The 21,841-nt window shown below is 38.9% G+C and carries 13 protein-coding genes; 7 read left to right on the forward strand and 6 right to left on the reverse strand.

What is annotated here, in order from left to right:
• Positions 1–29: 29 nt before the first annotated feature.
• The 6 genes from katG to O0931_RS07610 form a co-directional block, all read right to left on the reverse strand.
• The gene (gene katG / locus O0931_RS07585) at positions 30–2,306 is read right to left on the reverse strand and encodes a catalase/peroxidase HPI (protein WP_269414961.1); all 2,277 of its coding nucleotides are present in this window, start codon (positions 2,304–2,306) and stop codon (positions 30–32) included.
• 436 nt (positions 2,307–2,742) lie between these two features.
• Positions 2,743–3,918: a mannonate dehydratase gene (gene uxuA, locus O0931_RS07590; RefSeq protein WP_269414962.1), complete on the reverse strand. Its 1,176-nt coding sequence runs from the start codon at positions 3,916–3,918 to the stop codon at positions 2,743–2,745.
• Between the two features lie 52 nt (positions 3,919–3,970).
• Entirely contained in the window at positions 3,971–5,017 is a 1,047-nt protein-coding gene (locus tag O0931_RS07595) for a LacI family DNA-binding transcriptional regulator (protein ID WP_269414964.1), read from the reverse strand.
• 290 nt (positions 5,018–5,307) lie between these two features.
• Complete coding sequence (locus tag O0931_RS07600) at positions 5,308–6,720, reverse strand: glycoside hydrolase family 28 protein (protein ID WP_269414965.1); 1,413 nt, start codon at positions 6,718–6,720, stop codon at positions 5,308–5,310.
• Between the two features lie 59 nt (positions 6,721–6,779).
• Positions 6,780–8,405: a sodium/sugar symporter gene (locus tag O0931_RS07605; protein ID WP_269414966.1), complete on the reverse strand. Its 1,626-nt coding sequence runs from the start codon at positions 8,403–8,405 to the stop codon at positions 6,780–6,782.
• Between the two features lie 111 nt (positions 8,406–8,516).
• Positions 8,517–9,521, reverse strand: a complete 1,005-nt coding sequence (locus O0931_RS07610; RefSeq protein WP_269414967.1) for a LacI family DNA-binding transcriptional regulator — start codon at positions 9,519–9,521, stop codon at positions 8,517–8,519.
• A gap of 539 nt (positions 9,522–10,060) precedes the next feature.
• Here O0931_RS07610 and O0931_RS07615 point away from each other — a divergent pair.
• The 7 genes from O0931_RS07615 to O0931_RS07645 all read left to right on the forward strand — a co-directional run bounded on the left by O0931_RS07615 (position 10,061) and on the right by O0931_RS07645 (position 21,814).
• Positions 10,061–10,945 carry an inositol oxygenase family protein gene (locus tag O0931_RS07615; protein ID WP_269414968.1) on the forward strand — a complete coding sequence of 295 codons (885 nt, stop codon included), beginning with the start codon at positions 10,061–10,063 and terminating at the stop codon, positions 10,943–10,945.
• Between the two features lie 65 nt (positions 10,946–11,010).
• The gene (locus tag O0931_RS07620) at positions 11,011–14,043 is read left to right on the forward strand and encodes a SusC/RagA family TonB-linked outer membrane protein (RefSeq protein WP_269414969.1); all 3,033 of its coding nucleotides are present in this window, start codon (positions 11,011–11,013) and stop codon (positions 14,041–14,043) included.
• Positions 14,044–14,073: 30 nt separating this feature from the next.
• Positions 14,074–15,672, forward strand: a complete 1,599-nt coding sequence (locus O0931_RS07625; protein ID WP_269414970.1) for a RagB/SusD family nutrient uptake outer membrane protein — start codon at positions 14,074–14,076, stop codon at positions 15,670–15,672.
• A gap of 97 nt (positions 15,673–15,769) precedes the next feature.
• A complete protein-coding gene (locus O0931_RS07630) occupies positions 15,770–16,753 on the forward strand; it encodes a purple acid phosphatase family protein (protein WP_269414971.1) in 984 nt (327 codons plus the stop codon).
• An 81-nt stretch (positions 16,754–16,834) separates the two neighbouring features.
• Positions 16,835–18,055 (forward strand): acyltransferase family protein, encoded by a 1,221-nt coding sequence (locus O0931_RS07635; RefSeq protein WP_269414972.1) that lies wholly within the window; start codon positions 16,835–16,837, stop codon positions 18,053–18,055.
• A gap of 1 nt (position 18,056) precedes the next feature.
• Positions 18,057–20,276 (forward strand): alpha-N-acetylglucosaminidase, encoded by a 2,220-nt coding sequence (locus tag O0931_RS07640; RefSeq protein ID WP_269414973.1) that lies wholly within the window; start codon positions 18,057–18,059, stop codon positions 20,274–20,276.
• Between the two features lie 17 nt (positions 20,277–20,293).
• Complete coding sequence (locus tag O0931_RS07645) at positions 20,294–21,814, forward strand: glycoside hydrolase family 28 protein (RefSeq protein ID WP_269414974.1); 1,521 nt, start codon at positions 20,294–20,296, stop codon at positions 21,812–21,814.
• The last annotated feature ends 27 nt before the right edge of the window (positions 21,815–21,841 follow it).

Here is a 21,841-nt window from a genome sequence, read left to right on the forward strand (position 1 = left end):
TTTTAATGGCTTTATATTTTAGTCTCCAGTTAAGCCAAATCAAATCTGTCTAAATTCATCACCTTGTTCCAAACAGCAACAAAATCTTTAACAAACTTATCTTTAGCATCAGAACTTCCATAAACTTCAGCAATTGCCCTTAATTCTGAATTTGAACCAAATACAAGGTCGGCACGTGTTGCTGTCCATTTCGGTTGGCCAGTACTGCGATCGCTACCTAAATACACTTCTTTATCATCTGAAGTTGCCTTCCATGCAGTATTCATATCCAGTAAATTAACAAAGAAATCATTTGTAAGCTTGCCCGGAGTATTTGTAAAAACGCCGCTTTTAGAACCGTCAAAATTGATGTCCAATACCCGAAGTCCGCCAAAAAGTGCCGTTAACTGAGGTGCAGTCAGCGTAAGCAAATGCGCTTTATCAATTAATAATGCTTCGGTAGGAACCTGAGACTTTGATTGACGATAATTTCTGAAACCATCGGCAATTGGTTCCAGGTAACCAAAAGATTCTACGTCTGTTTGCGCTTGTGAAGCGTCCATACGGCCAGGCGTAAAAGGAACAACGGTATTATGCCCTGCAGCGCTGGCTGCCTTTTCTACTGCAGCACAACCACCCAATACAATTAAATCGGCCAGAGAAACCTTTTTGCCATTTAACTGTGAATCATTAAATTGCTGTTGTATTGTTTCCAGCACATTTAATACTTTTTGCAATTGAGCAGGATTATTTACCGCCCAGTCTCTTTGAGGCGCCAAACGAATACGGGCACCATTTGCCCCGCCACGTTTATCAGAACCGCGGAAAGAAGAAGCTGAGGCCCAAGCCGTTGATACCAGTTCAGATATACTTAAACCTGATTCCAGAATACTTTTTTTCAGCGATTCAATATCCCCGTTATCAATCAAAGCATGATTAACTGCAGGAATAGGATCCTGCCATAGCAATTCTTCCTGCGGAACATCAGGACCAAGATAACGTGTTACCGGACCCATATCGCGATGGGTTAACTTAAACCATGCACGGGCAAACGCATCAGCAAAATCATCCGGGTTTTCCAGGAAATGTCTTGATATTTTTTCATATGCAGGGTCAAACCTTAACGAAAGATCGGTGGTAAGCATAGTTGGTAAGTGTTTTTTGTTGCTGTCGAATGCATCCGGAATAATGGCGTCAGCATTTTTAGCTTTCCACTGGTGTGCGCCAGCAGGGCTTTTCGATAATTCCCACTCAAATCCAAATAAATTTTCGAAAAAATTATTGCTCCATTGCGTAGGCGTTGTTGTCCAGGTTACTTCCAGTCCGCTGGTAATCGCATCAGCGCCTTTTCCCGAACCATAACTATTGCTCCATCCAAATCCCTGGCTTTCAATTCCTGCTACTTCAGGTTCTTTCCCCACATGTTCTGTAGGCGCAGCACCATGGGTTTTACCAAACGTATGTCCGCCGGCGATTAAAGCCACCGTTTCTTCATCGTTCATTGCCATACGGCCAAAAGTATCGCGAATATCTTTTGCAGCTAAAACCGGATCAGGATTTCCATCAGGTCCTTCAGGGTTTACGTAAATCAATCCCATCTGTACAGCAGCGAGGGGTTTTTCTAAATTCCTGGTATGGATGTCTCCATCGGCGTCATCATCGCTTACCAACACGCCATGCCCTTTGTCTGCGCCATCAGAACCATGTGCGTAACGGATATCACCACCTAACCAGGTCTTTTCTGATCCCCAATACACCGATTCATCAGCTTCCCATACATCCTCGCGTCCACCTGCAAAACCGAAGGTTTTAAAGCCCATTGATTCTAAAGCGATATTTCCGGCAAGAATCATTAAATCCGCCCATGAAATTTTAGCCCCGTATTTTTGTTTAATTGGCCATAGCAACCTGCGTGCCTTATCCAGGCTCACATTATCCGGCCAGCTGTTCAGCGGCGCAAAGCGCTGCAGGCCTGCCCCCGCACCACCACGGCCATCACCTACGCGGTATGTACCTGCGCTATGCCATGCCATCCGGATAAAAAGACCTCCATAATGGCCAAAATCAGCAGGCCACCAATCCTGCGAATCTGTCATCAGCGCATGCAGATCACTTTTGAGCGCTTCTAAATCAAGCGATTTAAAGGCTTCTGCATAATTAAAACTTTTATCCATTGGATCAGACAATGAAGAATGCTGACGTAAAATATTCAATTTTAACTGGTTTGGCCACCAGTCGTTATTCCTGGTACCGCCACCACCAACGTTATGCTTCATGCTTCCGTTATGGAATGGACATTTGCTGATATCATTTGATTCGTTTTCCATTTTAATAGATTTTATATTTTAATTTTTTTTCTAATCGACATTTGAATAACAATATAAAATTATGATTTTAAAGCTGAATTTATAATCATTTAATTCTATAGTGGAATAGTCAGAATCTATTAAGCAAGGAAATCGCTTCAAGAATTTTGCCTTCTATTTTTTACGATTTTTTCTATCGGTTAGACATGATAGGTGTCCGGAAGAATGAATACCATTAAGAAAATTAAGCCATTTCACATTATATAATCTTATTTATTAATGGTTTTAATAATTTAAGCTTAATAAATTGCTTTTGATTAAGGCATTAGAGATATTTTTTCTCAGTTGATGTTTCAGCAATGGATAAATAAACTTAGCGTAATCGTCACCCTGGTCCTATAGTTATCTAATCAGGGTGGCGACTGCCCTGGCCTAAAAACCCAATTAAAATTTAGTTTTAATAATTTCCTGTAACACCTACTTCCAGTCCTCTTAATTCGGCCAGTCCCCTTAAACGGCCTATTGCCGAATAACCGGGATTTGTTTGTTTTGCCAAATCATCCAGCATCTGGTGACCGTGATCAGGACGGAAAGGAATCGTTTTATCTCTTAAAGCATTCTCTTCTGATAAAGCTTTCATAATCTCATACATATTTACATCGCCACCCAAATGGTCGGCTTCGTAAAAACTGCCGTCTTCATCTTTGGTTACATTACGTAAATGCGCAAAGTAAACCCGTTCTTTTACCGCATTAAAAATTTCCAAAGCATTGTTGTCAACCCCTGCGCCCAGAGAACCTGTACAAAAGCAAACCCCGTTAAAAGGCAGATCCACATTTTTTAAAATGTAATTAAAATCATCTATTGTACTTGCAATTCTTGGTAAACCCAAAATCGGATAAGGCGGATCATCCGGATGGATGGTCATTTTAATACCTGCCGATTCACATACACCTGCAATAGAAGAAAGGAAATAGACCAGGTTTTCTCTTAAACCATTAAAACCGATTTGCTTATATTCATTTATACTACTGCGAAGGGTTTCCAGCTCAATTTCCTTTTCATTGGGGATGCCCATTAAAACATTGATCCTCAAATCATCTAATTGTTGTTGATTTAGCGTTGCAAACTTGGCTTCTGCCCGTTTCAGAACGGATTGCGGGTAATCTTCTTCCGCACCTGCCCTTTTAAGGATATGCAAGTCAAATACAGCCAAATCAATCCAGTTGAAATACAATGCTTTTGAACCATCAGTCATTTCCAAATCCAGTTGCGTACGGGTCCAGTCTAAAACCGGCATAAAATTGTAGCAAACAGTTTTTATGCCACATTCAGCTAAATTCTGAAGTGAAATTTTATAATTTTCAATGTATTTATCAGCGTCTGCCCTGCGGGTTTTTATGGCTTCATGAACAGGTACACTTTCTACAACCGACCAGGTTAAGCCGGAGGCTTCAATGATTGATTTTCGTTCCTGAATATCGGCTAATGGCCAGATTTCTCCATGGGGAATGTGATGTAAGGCGGTAACAATACCGGTTGCACCTGCCTGTTTTACATCTTGTAAAGTAACGGGATCATTTGGGCCATACCAACGCCACGTTTGTTCTAATTTTTTATATTTTGTTTCCATAAATTATATAGCTGAAAATACAATAAATTGATTAGGATTACATCAAAAGAAATTACTTATTTAAAACATCAACTGCTGTCGTAATTTTAGCTTTTGACGATGCCCGAATCTCAAGATTAGTATTAAGAATTACTTTTAATTTATCTTTTACTGCATTATCCCTTAACCTGTATATTAAAATTTCGATAATCTTATCTGCAATTTTTTCTAATGGCTGAATGACTGCAGTAATTGCAGGTTTAAAATACCTTAACACATCCAAATCGTCAAATGAAACCATCGCCAGGTCTTCTCCAATTTTCAGATTAGTGGTTGCTATTGCATCTAATCCATCCATACTGAGGTAATTACAGGAAAAAATTATGGCATCCAGTTGGCTGTTCTGTTTCAAAAAGTCTGCAATTTCGCTTACACTATGTGCTTTATTCTGATAATCAATTTTTTTCAGATATGATTCTAAACCGGCTGCTTTAATTGCTTTTTCATATCCGATGGTTCGGTCGAGCATTTGCATCTGGTCGGTTTCTATCGTAACAAAAGCTATATGTTTACAACCGTTTGAAATTAAGTGGTTTGTCGCTTCAATAACGCTATTTTCATTATCTATTAATACATAATCGCTTTCGAGCGCCGGTAAATACCTGTCAAAAAGCACCACAGGGACATCAGTTGAAATAATTTGCTCAACCTCTTTTTCTAAACCATTGGGTAAGGCAATAATAAAGGCATCAACGCATCTTTCATTAAAAACCTGCAGAATTTCACTCCCTTTTTTCTTACTGTTTTTCGTACTGCTGAATAAAATATTATATCCATAGGCCGACGCTTTTTCATCAATAAACCTGGCAATACCTGAAAAGAAAGGCTGCGCTATTTCATCTACAATAAAACCTATTGTCATTGTTTTGCCTGTACGAAAACTTTTAGCCAATGCATTGGGTTGATAATTTAACTCAGCTACCAGACTTTCAATTTTTTCAATAAGCGCCGTACTGATGTTTTTTTCCTTACCTTTTCCGTTTATAACAAAGGAAACCGTTGTTGCAGAAGTTCCCAATTGCTTTGCCAGGTCAATAATAGATAATTTTTTTTCTCTCACTTTCGAATATTTATTCTTGTTCTTTGATTATAGCAATTTCTGTAAATTATATCTATTTCTTCCGCAATACAATTAAATGATAAAAACCGCAAAATAATTGATCAAAATAGCCTAATGGCTAAATTTAACATCATTAAAAATTTGCCTTTCTGGTTAGCTAAATTGAAAAAAAAATAGGCCATCAGTTAAGATAAACTGAATTTATTTGCTTAAACGTTTAAGTATAAACAACGTTTTAGATTGAATTTTAAGGAATATTGAGGTATAAAGCCTGCAATTAAATACAAATCTTATTTATCAATATTTCTTTCATCAAAATTCTTAAGGTTTAGCTTACTTACATTTTTCTGTTCCAGTGCATTACCGGAATAGGCAGGCTTATTTACTCCCCAAACTACATTGCTGTTAATCAGACTTATGTAACCGGTATTTTCGAAATAAAACCCGGCAATCGGGCTTTTAACCAATCCTTCAACATTGCTTGGCCTGCGATCGTATATGCCACCCGGCACGTTTGTGGTTTTATCCATTTGAACGGTAACCTGATCAAAATAAATATCTGAAATTTTATCAGGCGATGCACCGCTAATGTAAACACCGCTTTCGCCCGTACACCGGATGTTACTAAAATAAATGTTTTTTACGGCACCAACCTTACCTGTCGTTTGTCCTTTCGGCAATCGCCAGCCGGCATCTTTATTATTACTTGTTGCTCTTGGATAAGCGGTAATGTAAATTGGTTCGGCCTTTCCCCACCATACATCTGAAAATAGTTTCGATTCGATTAACAGGTTGGAAAAAATAACGTCACTTACAGTACCTTCATCCCTGTTTTGAATGCCAATACCCCGGTTGCTCTTCCGGATATTACAGTTGTTAATAAGTACATGGCTAATTCTGTCCATGTTTTCTGAACCAATTTTTATGGCACAGGAGCTGGAAGTCATGGTACAATTGCTGATTACAATGTTTTCGCAAGGGCCATATTCTTCGAATTCTCTTCTGTTTTTAAGGCAAATGCAATCATCACCAGATTCGATGTAGCAATTCGTAATCCTTACGTTTTTACTGTGGTCGAGATCAATACCATCACTATTCCTGATTTTAATACTATTCAGCAGCGTGATATTTGAAACGGACACATCGTTACAGCCAATTAAGTGTATGGTCCAGTAAGCGGAATTTTGAAAGGTAACGCCATCGATATTCAATTTATTACAACCCAGCAGGGTAAGCAGGTGCGGACGGGGGTCGACTACATTGAACGGTTTTAAAACATAAGAATCGTCTAGTTCTTCACCCATAAAAGAAATTCCATTTCCATCTATAATCCCGGTTCCGGTAATGCTTACCTGTTCCAGTTTTTCACCACCAATCCAGATGGTTCCTTCACCTTTATTATCACGGAAGGCGCTTTTGGTATATAATTTTTCATCAGGGCTTGCCAGTATTTTTGCACCACCTTCAATCCTGAAATCGACAAAGGATTTTAAATTAAAAGGACCGGCTAAAAATGTATATCCGGAAGGAACAATTACCTGTCCGCCACCGGCAGCCGAACATGCATTAATGGCTTTCTGTATGGCAAGCGCGTCGTTCGTTTTTCCATCTCCTTTTGCACCGTAATTTTTAATATTATATTTCTGCTGCGCAATTGCACCGGAGCATACAAGTACAAAAAAAAGTAAGATTTTTATTTTCATTTTTATTATCTGTATAAAATATTATCAACTAATTTCTCAACACCTACTACTGAATTAAATTACCAGAAAACGGTATAGAGTGCTGCCAGTATGCCGCATATAATTACCGAGGCTACAATAAATGAAGGGGTAACCTTAAACATACTGCGGTCGATTTCCAATCCCTGGGGATTGTTTTTACTTTTTGGATCGGTTAAGGTTACGATAATCATTAATCCGATGATGATGATAAACACCCACGACATTCTGTTTAAAAATGGAATGGCTTTTATTGCACCATTGGTTAAAACCGGTAAAAATTTCAATAAGATAGAAAGCGGTATGGTCAGTAAAGCAGCGGTTAATGCCGCACGCGAGGTTGTTTTTTTCCAGAAAAAGCCGAGCAGAAAAATAGCAAATACACCCGGAGAAATAAAACCGACATACTCCTGTATAAATTGATAAACCTGATCAAAACTGCGTAAAGCAGGTGCGATGATGATGGCGATTACAGATGAGATGACTACCGACCAACGACCTACTGAAACCATTTTTGCCTCAGAAGCGGCAGGACGAATAAATTTTTTATAAATATCCAGCGTGAAGATGGTTGCGATACTGTTACATTTTCCTGCAAGGGAAGCCACAATGGCCGCAGTAAGCGCTGCAAAAGCGAGCCCTTTAATTCCGGTAGGTAACAAGTTCATCAACACCGGATAAGCATGGTCAGGCTTTACCGTTCCTGTAGAATCGAGCATTTCGGACTGAAAATAGCCTCGTTGATAGAGTACGTAAGCTGCAATACCCGGAATAACCACAATTACAGGTATTAACAGCTTTAAAAATGCTGCAAAAATTAATCCGCTTCGTCCAGTTTTTAAATCAGCACCTAAAGCTCTCTGAACGATATATTGGTTACAACCCCAATAATTTAAATTATTTATCCAAAGGCCGCCAACCAGCACGGCAATGCCCGGGAGTTCATTATAAAATTTATGCCCTTTAGAAAATATCATGTGAAAGTGATCAGATGCTTCCGTTTTTAAAAGTGGAATTGCCGCAAAAACACTCGATGTATCCAGTTTCTCTGAAACCAGTTTCAGTGCCATGTAACAGGTAATTAATCCGCCTATAACCAGAACAAAAACCTGAATCACGTCTGTATATCCAATTACTTTCATGCCACCCAGGGTAATTATAGCTGAAAAAACAGCTAAAAATATAATACAGATATTAAATGGAACACCTGTGATGGTTTCGATGGCAATGGCACCCAGAAAAAAGATGGATGTTAAGTTTACAAATACATAAACAAGCAACCAAAAAACGGCCATCAGTGTACTTACGGTATTATTGTAACGGGTAGACAGGAATTGAGGCATTGTATAAATGCGGTTCTTAATGTATATGGGCAGGAAAAAAACCGCTACAATAATCAGGGTAGCCGCAGCCATCCATTCGTAACTGGCTATGGCAAGCCCCATGGCAAAACCAGAACCCGACATACCGATAAAGTGTTCAGCGGAAATATTAGACGCTATGATGGATGCCCCTATTGCCCACCAGGTTAATGAACCTTCGGCAAGAAAATAATCTTTTGTATCGGTACGTTTTTTCTTACTACGGTAAACCCAATAACCATAGGCGGAAACGATAACAAAATAAAAAAGGAAAACGGCATAGTCGAATGCTGACAGGTGGTTCATAAATAATGTTTATTATTTGGTTTTTTTAAAAATCAGAAAAAATCCCAATCTCGCTATACGAATCAATTTATTTAATTACGTAAACGTTTTCGGATTAATTAATTCAGTCTGCTAAATATTTGTTGATTCCCGTTTAATTAAAATCGATTTCAAAACAATGCTTCGCTCTTCAAGCTCTTTCTTATTCAGTATTTTAAATAAACATTTTGCGGCTTCGCGACCGATTTCAAATGCGGGTTGGGTTATCGTAGTTAAGGATGGGTTTAATATCTTGGCTGTATCCATATTTGAAAAACTTAGTATTTTAACAGCTGAGGGAACATTTAAATTCAGTTCTTTGCAGGCTAAATAGCTGGGAATAATAAATTCCTCAATAGATGAAAAAAGAGCATCGGGTTTTACAGCTTTCAGCAGTTGCTTAACAGATTCAAAATTTACATCTTCATCTTCATGGTAACGGATTACAAGCTCATCGTCTAAGGCTATATTATGGGCTTTCAAAGCATCCTGATAAGCATTAAACCTTGCTTTACCGGCAGGAAGATTTTCCAGTCCATATAAATAAGCAATTCTTTTACAACCACATTTAATCAGATGCTCTGTTGCTTCAAATGCAATGTCATAATCATCAGTTGTAATTTTAACGGCTTCCAGGTCTTCATAAACACGATCGAAAAAAACCAGCGGAACTTTTTTAACAAGCGTTTTATAATATTCACTATTATGTTCACTACTGGAAACAGATGTCAGAATGCCATCAACCCGGCCACTAAGCAGGCTATTGGTAAATTCTATTTCCATCTTAATATTTTCATGGGTCTGGTAAATCAACACATGATAACCATATTGCCTGGCGATTTCCTCTATTCCTTTAATGGATAAGGAAAAAAAATTATTCGCAACACAAGGTATAACTACTGCTATTGTTTTGGTTTTGTGGCTCCTGAGGTTACTTGCAGCAGGATTAGGGGTATAGTTCAGTTCTTTTGCCAGCGTCCAAACCCTGTTTTTTGTTTTTAAACTAATTTCATAGCTATCATTAAGCGCTTTTGAAACCGTTGCTATAGAAATGTTTAACTCCTGTGCCAGTCTTTTAATATTTACGCCCTCTGCCATTTCTTTATTTTTGTTTTGTTGGTTTGTATCAGGTTTTACTTTGAAGCAAAACCATCCTTAATATACATCTAATTATAGATATTATACCGATTTTAATCGCAAAATTTAAATATTATGTTATTGGATTTCTCTTAAGCATTAAAGAAAAACCTGCAACTATGAAGATGTACTACCTGTTCAAACATAGGATGCTCATAAATTAATATTTGGATATCTCTCGAAACTCTTCACATATTATATAAAGATAAATCGGAATGCTACGAAAATATAAAATAATCGTAACAGTAACGTTTATTTAGTCATTTACCTCAATATTTTTACGTTTAATACCTTCAAATAAATAAATCGACCTGTTCTTGTTATTTGTTTTTTAACGCGGCATCCTCAATTTTCACAACTTTTTCTAAGGTATTTTATAAATTTTACTTAATCGTTTACGTAAATAAAACCGGCAAAAAGTAAAAAAATAAGTTTTCAAAAACTCAACTTTAAAAAATTAAAACCAAAGAAAATTTTTAACCGAATTAATTTCTGGCCTTATGAGAACCCAAAACACAATTTCGAAGGATAATAATCCTCTGGATAATTTAGATCAGTGGGAAGATGATTTATTAGTCCGCTACCCTGACCCGTCAAATATAAATACCGATAAAAAAGAAGAACAGTTCCGGAATTACGAAGAAACTGAAAAAGATAGCGTTAAAGAATTTTATCGCCTAAACCATAAGTATCAGACTTACGATTTCGTAAAACAGAAAAAAGCAGATTATTTGAAGTTTGATAAAAGTGAAATGCCAATCTGGAGTGCATTTGATTTCTTAAATAAACTGGTAGATGATTCCGATCCGGATACCGATCTCGACCAGATGCAGCATTTATTGCAAACATCAGAAGCCATCAGAAACGACGGACACCCGGATTGGATGGTTTTGGTTGGCTTAATTCACGATATGGGCAAAGTACTCTGCCTGTTTGGCGAACCTCAGTGGGCGGTTGTAGGCGATACATTTCCTGTTGGATGTGCTTATTCAGATAAGATTGTTTATCCTGAGTTTTTTAAAGACAACCCCGACTATCAAAATGAAACGTATCAGACAAAACTTGGTGTGTACACCCAAAACTGCGGGCTTGATAATGTAGATATGTCGTGGGGACATGATGAATATGTCTACCATATGATGAAACCCTATATACCCGAACCAGGTTTATACATGCTTCGTTACCATTCTTTTTATTCGCAGCACCGGGAAAATGCATATGATCATTTAATGAATGAAAAAGACCATGAGCTATTTAAATGGGTTAGGTTATTTAATCCTTATGATCTTTATTCTAAAAACCCTAATCAAAAAAGCTGGGCAGAATTAAAGCCTTATTATGAAGCACTCGTAGCCAAATATTTGCCTGCAAACATTAAATTTTAAAAATTTTAACTAAATATTTTATAACCAAATAAATAAACAATTATGAACCTAACTCTACAAACATTATGAGATTTAAATTTACACGCTTAAAGTATAGCGGCCTGTTATTGCTGCTTTTACTTATCGGCCAGTCGTTCAGTATTGTAAGGGCGCAAACAGAACGAAAAATCACAGGAAGTTTATCGGATAATCAGAACAGGCCAATTATGGGGGCTTCGGTGGCAGTAAAGGGCACCACTAAAGTTACTGTTACCGGAGATGCAGGTGCTTTTAGTATACTGGCTAAAACCGGCGACAAGCTGGTATTTACTTTTATGGGCTTTGAAACCAAGGAGGTAACCGTGGGTACATCTTCAACTTATAAAGTAACCATCGAGGAAGCCAGCGCATCATTAACCGATGTTGTTGTGGTTGGTTATGGTAAAAGTTCCAGAAAAGCGCTAACCAGTTCTATTTCTACCGTTAAGGGTGATGAATTAAATAAAGGCGCGATTAGTGATGTCGGACAAATGCTGCAAGGTAAAGTACCGGGTTTAAACATTAGTCGCAGTGGCGATCCGAACCGGGCGGCAGCTATTGTTTTACGTGGTGCCTCTACCCTTCGCGAGGGCGCACAATCACCGTTATTCGTAATCGACGGTGTTCCGGGTGCCGATATTTCTATTATTGCACCAGATGATATCGCATCTATTGATGTGCTAAAAGATGCTGCTGCTGCAGCTATTTATGGTAACCGTGCCGCAAACGGTGTGATTATGGTTACCTTGAAAAAAGGTAAAAGCGGTCAGCCTCAATTAACGTATAGTACTTATGTTGGTGTAGAAAATGTTTCGAACCAATATAAAATGATGGATGCTGATCAATTGCGTAGTTTCCTGGCCAGGACAGGACAGGCACTTACCCCTGCGAATGACAAGGGTGCAAATACCAACTGGCAAAATGAAGTTCAGCGCAGCGACGCCATTTCATACAACCATAATATCGCAATGAGTGGTGGCAGCGACAAAACCACTTATAATGCCAGTTTAAATTACTTTGATCAAAAAGGTATTATTAAGCGTAGCGGCCTTGATCGTTTTATCGGAAGAGTTGGCGTTGAACAGAAAGCCATTAACGATAAATTAAAACTCGGCTTAACCTTAACCAATTCTGTCAGCAATTCAGACTTAGTTCCTTATCGTAATACGGTATTGTCTCAGATGTTAACCTATCTGCCTACGGCTCCGGTTAAAAACCCTGACGGATCTTATTTTGATAACCTTACGCAAACCAGTTATTATAACCCGGTTTCGATGATAGATAATGCGACGGAAAACCTTAAATACAAAAATTTACTTGGAAGTTTCACCGCTAATTTAAAACTGCCATTTGGCTTTTCTTATGATGTGGTTGCATCTTATCAGAATTTTCAAACGGTTTACGGTGCGTACTACAACAGTATTTATACCTCGAGATATAACAACGTAAGAAGCACGCCTGACCCGCCGGCAAACCCATCAACGGTTTCATTGGTTGGTAAAAATGGTGTTGCGGTTAGAAATGCTTATCAAAACACCAATAAAATCCTTGAAACTTATTTAACCTGGGATAGAAAATTTGGCGACCACTCCATCAATGCTGTTATCGGTTACTCCTATCAAAAATCGGTTAACGGAGATGGATTACAGGCATCTTCAACAAATTTCCCGATTGATAATGTAAGCTATTACAACCTTAGTTTGGGTAATCCTTATGGCGTAAGCGATTTCAGGGTGAATTATGGCGGGGATACTTACCAGGAAGTGTTGTTAATTTCCGACTTCGCAAGGGCTAATTATAACTATAAAAACAAATACCTGTTGCAGGCATCGATTCGTCGTGACGGATCATCTGTTTTCGGCTTAAACGAACAATGGGGGTATTTTCCTTCAGTTGGTGGTGCATGGAACATCGATCAGGAAGGATTTATGAAGAATCAAACCTTTGTAACGGGTTTAAAAATCCGTGGTAGTTATGGTATAGCGGGTAACTCTGCAGGTTTTAGTCCTTTAACTACAAAATTGATATTTGGGGCAAACGGACAGTTTTATTATAACGGTGTTAATGAAAACTCTCTTGGTGCCATTCAAAATGAAAACCTTGATTTAAGGTGGGAAAAAACTGCTACAACCAACATCGGACTTGATTTCACAATTTTTAAAGGAAAAATAAACGGCTCATTTGATTGGTATAACAAGCTTACTAAAGATTTGATTTATACTTATCCGGTAGATCCGAACATTTATCCTGCAGGTTTTCTTACTGCTAACGTAGGCAAGATGAGTAACAAAGGATTTGAATTTGCCTTAAACTCAACACCGGTTGCTACAGATAATTTCTCCTGGACAACAGGCTTAAATTTAGCACACAACACCAACAAAATTGTAAGTTTATCCGATAGCCGTTTTACCGTTGATAATGTACTAATTGTACAGCCTGATGGTGCTGGTCAAACCGGTTCAACCGTGCAGATACTTGCCGTTGGCCAGCCAATCGGAACTTTTTATACTTTTAAATATGCAGGTAAAAATGCGGCGGGTGTATCTCAATACTATGATGCTGCCGGCAACATTAAAACCACCGGATTGTTAAACAAAACAGATTATTACTATGCGGGAAGTGCGCAACCAAAAGCTTTATTAGGCTGGGTTAATACATTTAAATACAAAGATTTTGATTTAAACATTTTCATGCGTGCCGTATTAGGTAATAAAATTATGAATATTACCAGGGCAGATTTATTCCGCCCGAGTACTGCACAATTTACAAATATCCCGGTTGAGGTTGCTGATGAATCGCCTGCAGATTTTAACTCTTATAAATATTCATCACGTTTTATTGAAGATGGAAGCTATTTAAGAATGGACAATGCGACATTAGGTTATACCTTTAGAAAAGGCATACCGGGTGTAAGATCTTTACGCGTATATGCAACAGGCAATAACCTTTTTGTTATCACTAAATATAAAGGAATCGATCCGGAGATTAACCAAGGCGGTATTGCTCCTGGCGTAGATACAAATAACTTTTATCCGAAAACGAGAACCTTTCTTTTTGGTATAAATGTATCATTTAATTAAGCGGATTATCACTTATAAAAAATTAAAAAGATGAAAAATCTTATAAAATACACCTTAGCTGCATTTGTTTGCAGCATGGGTTTTTCTTCCTGCCAAAAGCTTGATGTTGAAGTAAAAACACAGCTTACGCCAGAAAATTTTCCACAAACAGAAGCGCATTTTGTACAACTTGCCGGTCAAACGTACAGCCAGTTCAGACAAAGTTATGCGGTGGAGTATTTCTTTATGCAATCCATCAGTACGGATGAATCCATCATGCCGGCCCGCGGAGGTAACTGGTACGATGGCGGCCGTTATGAGCAGCATGAAAAGCATACCTGGGATAAGGATAACGCTCACATTAGTGGCGTTTGGAACTGGCTCTCTACGACCATAAGTAAATGTAACCAGAGTTTAAGTTTAATAGATGTTGCACAGGAATCGCCTGCCAAAAGAACAGCAGTAGCAGAAGTGCGTACCATGCGGGCAATATGCCTTTACCTGATGATGGATTTATGGGGAAACGTACCTATTGTATCTAAATTCGGTGATGTTACGCCGCCGGAAACCAAATCGCGCAGTGAAGTATTCAATTTTATAGAAACAGAAGTTAAAGAGTCATTACCAAACCTGAATCCGGCAACCGGAATTTCAACCTACGGCCGGCCAAATAAATACACAGGATATGCTTTATTAGCAAAAATGTATTTAAACGCCGAAGTATATATCGGAACGTCACGTTATAATGATGCTGTTGCCATGTGCGATGCCATTATGACGGCAAGCGGCAGTCCGTACAGCTTGGAAAGCGATTACCGCAAAATGTTTTTTATCGATAATGGTCCTCAAACCAAAGAATTTATTTTTGCCATCCCTTACGATCCGGGCTATACAAACGGTTATATGTTCTATGCCCGTTATTCTTTACCGCGTTCATTACAGGCAAAATTCAGTCTTAAGCATACACCAAGTGCGCCGATGAGTACACTACCTGAATACTATGCAAACTTTAATGATCCGAACGACAAACGTAACGCACAATGGATAAAAGGTTTACAGTTCGATAATGCCGGTAAACCGGTAATGGTTTCGACAACAAAAAAAGGTTACGATCAGTTTTATACTGGTTCTGACGGATCTGCTCCCCTTACCTATCAAGTGGATATTACACCGAACGTTACACTTCGCGATGCGACCCGTCCGTTTGATGCGGGTAATGATGAAATTGCATGGAACATGGGTTACCGTAACAACAAGTTTTATTGCGACAGTACTTCAGCAAACCGAAATCAGAACAATGATGTTCCGGTATTCAGGTATTCGGATATATTGCTGATGAAGGCAGAAGCCATTCTTCGAGGCGCAACACCAACTCAGGGTCAGACAGCATTGTCATTGGTAAACCAGTTACGTGCGGTACGTACTACATCTCCTGCGTGGACAAGCGTGACCTTAGAAGATTTGTATAAGGAACGTTGCCGTGAAATGGCCTGGGAATGCTGGCACCGTAACGATATGATCCGTTTCGGTAAGTTTGAAGGTACCTGGGGTTTTAAAACCGATGCACAAACTTTCCATCGTTTATTCCCTATTCCGGCTTCGGCAATTATTTTAAATCCAAAATTAAAGCAAAATCCGGGATATAATTAACAATCTCAATTCAGAATAAAAACTAAAAGCTCCTGCTTAACTTCAGGGGCTTTTAGTTCTTTTTAATACCTTGCATGTTCAAATTATAGCCACTTAGATGAACAAATACTTACTTTTATTATTTTATTTTAATGCTTTCTTGGTTACCGCAAATGCTCAGGTTATTTTAAGAGACTCTTTAACCAATAAGGCAAAAACAAAAACGTTAATTAGACAGGATGCTGCCCTCAATTTTATCGCTATGGGCGATTGGGGCAGAAACGGTGCCGACCACCAGAAACCTGTTGCCTTGCAAATGGGTAAGACCGCTACAGATGTTAAAGCACAATTCATTATATCCACTGGTGATAACTTTTACCCGAGTGGCGTAATCAGTGAAAATGACCCGCTTTTCAGATATTCCTATGAAGATATTTATACGGCATTTTCATTACAATGGGATTGGTATGTTGTATTGGGCAACCACGACTATAAATCAAATCCTGACGCTGAAGTGGCCTACTCTAAAATTAGCCGTAGGTGGAAAATGCCGGCACGTTATTATTCAAAAAAGTTTGCCATAAATGGCGATGTGAATCAGCAGGTATTAATCGCTTTTATCGATACAAATCCATTAATTCCCGAATACTATAAAAATACCGAATACGGACCAAATGTTAAAGGACAGGACACCACGGCTCAAAAACGCTGGCTTAATAAAACATTGAGCGACACCGACCCATCCATTAAATGGAAAATAGTGGTTGGCCATCACCCTATCTATACCGGTGGCGGCCGTACAGAGGCGTATGATACCAAAGCCGTACGTTCATCCTTAAAATCAACTTTCGATAAATATGGCGTCGATGTTTATTTAACAGGCCATGAACACAGCCTGCAATACATAAAGCCGGAAGGTAAAACCCATTATTTCATTTCAGGGTCCGCATCAGAAAAAACACCTGTTAAAATGATACCGGATGCCCAGATGGTCGCATCGGAATATGGTTTTATGCTTTTTTCGGTAACTAAAGGGCAGCTACTGGTGCAAACGATAAACGAAGAGGGTTATATTATTTACAGTACCCTTATCAAAAAATAATTTTAGGTTTTATGCCTATTATCCTGATTTAAAAATATTTAACACAAAACTCAGGCGCACTCAAGCATCGCATATCATATCATGGCTTTATCCCCGACAGAAAAAGAATCGTTCAAAGCAAACAAAAGACTTCTGTCTTTAGATGCACTGCGTGGTTTTGATATGTTTTGGATCATCAGCGGAGAACAAATTTTCCACGGGCTGGCTACTGGTGTGATGGCAAAACATTCCCTTATCAGAAACCAGTACGACTGGACGATTTCAACTAACGGAAACTTATCATTTTTTGAGCGTCTGTTTATATTAATCAGTAATCAGCTGCACCATTCCCCCTGGAATGGTTTTACTTTTTATGATTTAATTTTTCCGCTGTTTATATTTATTTCGGGTGTATCGATGCCCTTTTCCTATCAAAAATACATGGCTGCAAAAAACAGTAAAGATAATGCATCGAAACAGGTTTATTTTGCTTTGATAAAAAGAACATTGATACTGCTTATACTCGGCATGATAGTGAACGGGTTATTGAAATTTAATGGTTATGAGCATACCCGTTTTGCAAGCGTACTCGGACGGATTGCCCTTTCCACATTTTTCGCAGCCTTAATTTACCTTAACTTTTCACTCCCTAAACAAATTATCTGGTTTGTTTCTATTCTGGGTGGCTATTATCTTATTATGAGGCTGGTGCCTGTTCCTGGTTTTGGAAGTGGTTATTTAACACCCGAGGGCAATCTTGCCGCCTTTATCGATCAGATGCTTCTTCCGGGTAAACTGCACAGAATCGTTTATGATCCTGAGGGATTGCTCAGTACCATTCCCGCAATTGCTTCTGCATTATCAGGTGTGTTTACAGGTTCCTTTTTAATTTCAACCGCCCAAAAACTAACACCTTCAAAAAAAGCTTTTTATTTACTTATCGCCGGATTGGTTTTACTCTCGGCAGGACTGCTGTGGAGCTTATTTTTCCCGATTAATAAAAATATGTGGACAAGTTCCTTTGTACTGTTTGCCGGCGGCTGGAGCGTAATTTTATTTAGCATATTTTACTATGTGATAGATGTGCGCCATTATGCAAAATGGAGTCTGCCGTTTGTTTGGATAGGAACAAATTCTATCCTGATATATGTTTGCGCACACGGGCTTTTTAATTTTGAAGCGACTTCACAATTTATTTTCGGAGGGCTTATACAAATAATGCCTTTAACTTTACAACAGGCAATTTTATGGTTTGGCGTATTGCTCATACAGTTATTCCTATTAAAGTTGCTCTACGATAGGAAGTTATTTTTAAAAATTTAAAATGAAATTAAAATTATACCTGTTAGCCGCAGTACTGGCATTTACTTTTCTAAGCGCTGAAGCACAAACCTATCTTGCATCATCAAATGCGCTTATTGAAAGGGTTTTACCCAAACAACACCATTTATTTTTAACAGAAAGTATCGGGACGGAAAACGGCAAGGATGTTTTCGAAATTGAGGGCAAAAACCAAAAAATTATTTTAAGAGGCAGTAGCGGAGTAGCACTTGCTTCGGCTTTTTATCATTACCTGACTGAATATGCACATTGCCAGATTACCTGGAATGGCACCAATTTAAAATTACCGGCAAAATTGCCGATAATAGAAACTAAAGTCAGGAGAAATACACCCTACGAATATCGCTACTACCTCAATTACTGCACTTTTAATTACAGTATGAGCTGGTGGGATTGGCCGAGATGGGAAAAAGAAATCGATTGGATGGCCCTCCATGGCATTAATATGCCGCTGGCCATAACGGGTGAAGAATATACCTGGTATCTTTTGTATAAGGAAATGGGCTTTACCGATAATGACTTAAAAGATTTTTTCACGGGCCCTGCTTATTTCTCCTGGTTCTGGATGGGTAATATCGATGGATGGGGCGGTCCGCTCCCGCTCAGCTGGATGAAAAGTCACTTCGAACTGCAAAAGAAAATATTGGCCAGGCAGCGGTCGCTTGGCATGAAGCCCGTACTTCCGGCTTTTACCGGGCATGTGCCTGCAGCTTTCAAAAAGAAATTCCCGAATGCGAAGCTTAAAGCCACCAACTGGACAAATGGATTTGCAGACACCTATATCCTGGATTCTGAAGATCCGATGTTTGCAGTAATCGGGAAAAAATTCCTTCAAAAACAAACTGAATTATTGGGTACCGATCACCTTTATTCAGCCGATACCTTTAACGAAAATGAACCGCCTTCATCAGACCCTGATTTTTTAAGTAAATTAAGCGCCAGGGTTTACGACGGGATGCGTCAGGCCGATCCTGAAGCAATCTGGGTAATGCAGGGATGGCTTTTCTACAGTGACCGTAAATTTTGGAAAGAACCTCAAACAGAAGCACTTTTAAAAGCCGTTCCAAACGATAAGATGATTTTGCTGGATTTAGCAACAGAAATTGAACCGGTTTGGAAACGTACCGAAGGTTTTTATGGAAAACCATGGATATGGAACATGCTTCATAATTTTGGCGGAAATACGAATTTATTCGGGAGAATGGATGTAGTTGCCACTGCGCCTGCAGAAGCATTGAATCATCCGCAAAGCGGTAAAATGAAGGGCATTGGACTGACCATGGAGGGCATTGAGCAAAACCCCGTTTTATACGAATTGATGATGGCGAATGTATGGCAGTCGAAACCTGTAAATCTCGATGTTTGGTTACCACAATTTGTGCTTAACCGCTACGGCAATAAAAATCAAAATGCTTTAAAAGCATGGAATATCTTAAGAAAAACGGTTTATACTGTCCCTGCAGACAAATACATCCGAGATGGTGCAGAATCAATAATACAGGCCCGGCCTACATTCGATTCGCTTAGCCGCTGGGCTAAAACGACTTTAAATTACAAGCAGGAAGACTTACTTCCGGCATGGGACGAACTGATAAAAGCAGCACCTTTCTGCCAGAATAGCGAAGGTTTTCAATATGACGTTGTAGATGTTACCCGCCAGGTACTGGCAAACTTTGCATTACCAATTCAAAGAAAATTTGTTTCCGCTTACAGGAGAAAAGATTTGGTTGCATTTAAAGCCGAAAGCGAAAAATTTCTTCAACTTATTGATGATATGGACAAGTTGCTTGCTACAAGGAAAGATTTTATGTTAGGTCCATGGGTGGCAGATGCGAGGGCCTGGGGCACAAATCCTGAAGAAAAAGCCCGTTATGAAATGAATGCAAAAGATTTGATAACCCTTTGGGGTGATGCAAAAAATCCGCTGAATGAATATGCCTGCAGGCAATGGAGCGGATTATTAAGTGATTTCTACAAACCCAGGTGGCAGCTTTTCTTTTCAGGTATTCAGGAAAATTTAATTCATCAAAAAGAGTTTAACCTGAATACATTTAACGGGGATATCAGCGCATGGGAATGGAAATGGGTCAATCAAAGAAAAGATTATCCGACAAAACCCGTTGGCAATCCGGTAAATACGGCAAAAGAAATGCATAAAAAATATCGTGCGCTAATTGAAAGCTACGCGGATAAATTAAACTAATTTTTAACACATAAACTATGAGACTTCTTAGCTACCTGCTTATATTATTACTATCCGCTTTTAATGCATCTGCTCAAACCAAAACCTTTAACATCATCGATTTTGGCGCAAAAGCCGGTTTGGGTTACTTAAATACTAAAAACATTCAAAACGCGATCGACGCCGCTGCAAAAAATGGTGGGCGGGTAATTATCCCTGACGGGCAATTTGTTACCGGGCCTATTGAAATCAAATCGGGTGTTGAATTGTACCTGCATGAGGGTGCAGAACTGTTAGGGAGTGTAAACAGGTTAGACTATGGACAGAAAAATGCGCAGGCATTAATTTATGCAAAAAAACAACATTCGATTGCCATCAATGGTAATGGAATAATTAACGGAAGAGGCCGTGAAGTGGTTAAAAATTTATTAACGCTCCTGCACCGGGGCACTTTGCAGGATGACACCTGGAAAGTCAAGCGTCCTTCTGAAAGCAACAGACCACGATTAATCGCTTTCACCGATTGTGAAGACATTTCTGTGAAAAACGTTAAGCTTAAAAACAGCGCGGGTTGGGTGCAGGATTTTGTTAGGTGTAACCGGTTAAATATCGACAGTGTCACCGTTGAAAGTACCGAATACTGGAATAATGACGGTATTGATATTGTAAACAGTAAAAATGTTCGCATCACAAACTGTAATGTTGATGCCGCCGACGACGGTATTTGCCTGAAATCAGAAGGCGGAATTTCAGGCACTTGTGAAAATGTATATGTAGAAAATTGCATAATCCGATCAAGTGCAAGTGGCTTCAAACTTGGCACCGGCTCCTATGGTGGTTTTAAAAATATAAAAGTTAGAAACATAACCGTTTATAATACTTACCGTTCAGCAATTGCATTGGAGGCTGTCGACGGAGGGTTTATTGAAGACGTTGATATAGAAGGTGTTGTTGCAAAATACACCGGAAATGCAATTTTTATCCGCCTGGGCCACAGAAATAAGACAGATAAATACAGCAGCATCAAAAACATTCGCATCGCAAACCTCAAGGCAGATATACCTAATACAAAGCCCGATGCAGGCTATCCGATCGAAGGACCATTGCCAAAGGTACCTCCGCATAACTTAATTCCGTCATCCATTACCGGAATACCAGGGCACCTGGTTGAAAATGTATTGCTGGAGGATATTGAAATCACTTATGGTGGTGGTGCATCAAAGGAAATAGCAAATATTCCTGTCGATCAGCTGGATAAGGTAACTGAAAATGAATCCGGATATCCTGAATTCAGCATGTTCGGCGAGTTACCTGCATGGGGATTTTACGTTCGGCACGCTAAAGGAATCTCTTTTAAAAATGTAAAATTAAGTTATAAAGAAAGTGATTTCAGACCATCCGTTATTTTTGATGATGTAAAAGCCATAGCTTTAGATGGGTTAAAAATTGATAAATCTGAACATCCGAATGTTATTGTCTTGAAAAACACCAGCGAGGTGTCCATAAAGAACACAAAATTGCCTTTCAATAAAAAAGAATCGATAAAAGAACTACCATAATTAATAGACTGAAGAAATTACCATGCA

This window comes from Pedobacter rhodius, from assembly GCF_027213645.1.
In the GTDB taxonomy this organism is placed as follows: Bacteria; Bacteroidota; Bacteroidia; order Sphingobacteriales; family Sphingobacteriaceae; genus Pedobacter; species Pedobacter rhodius.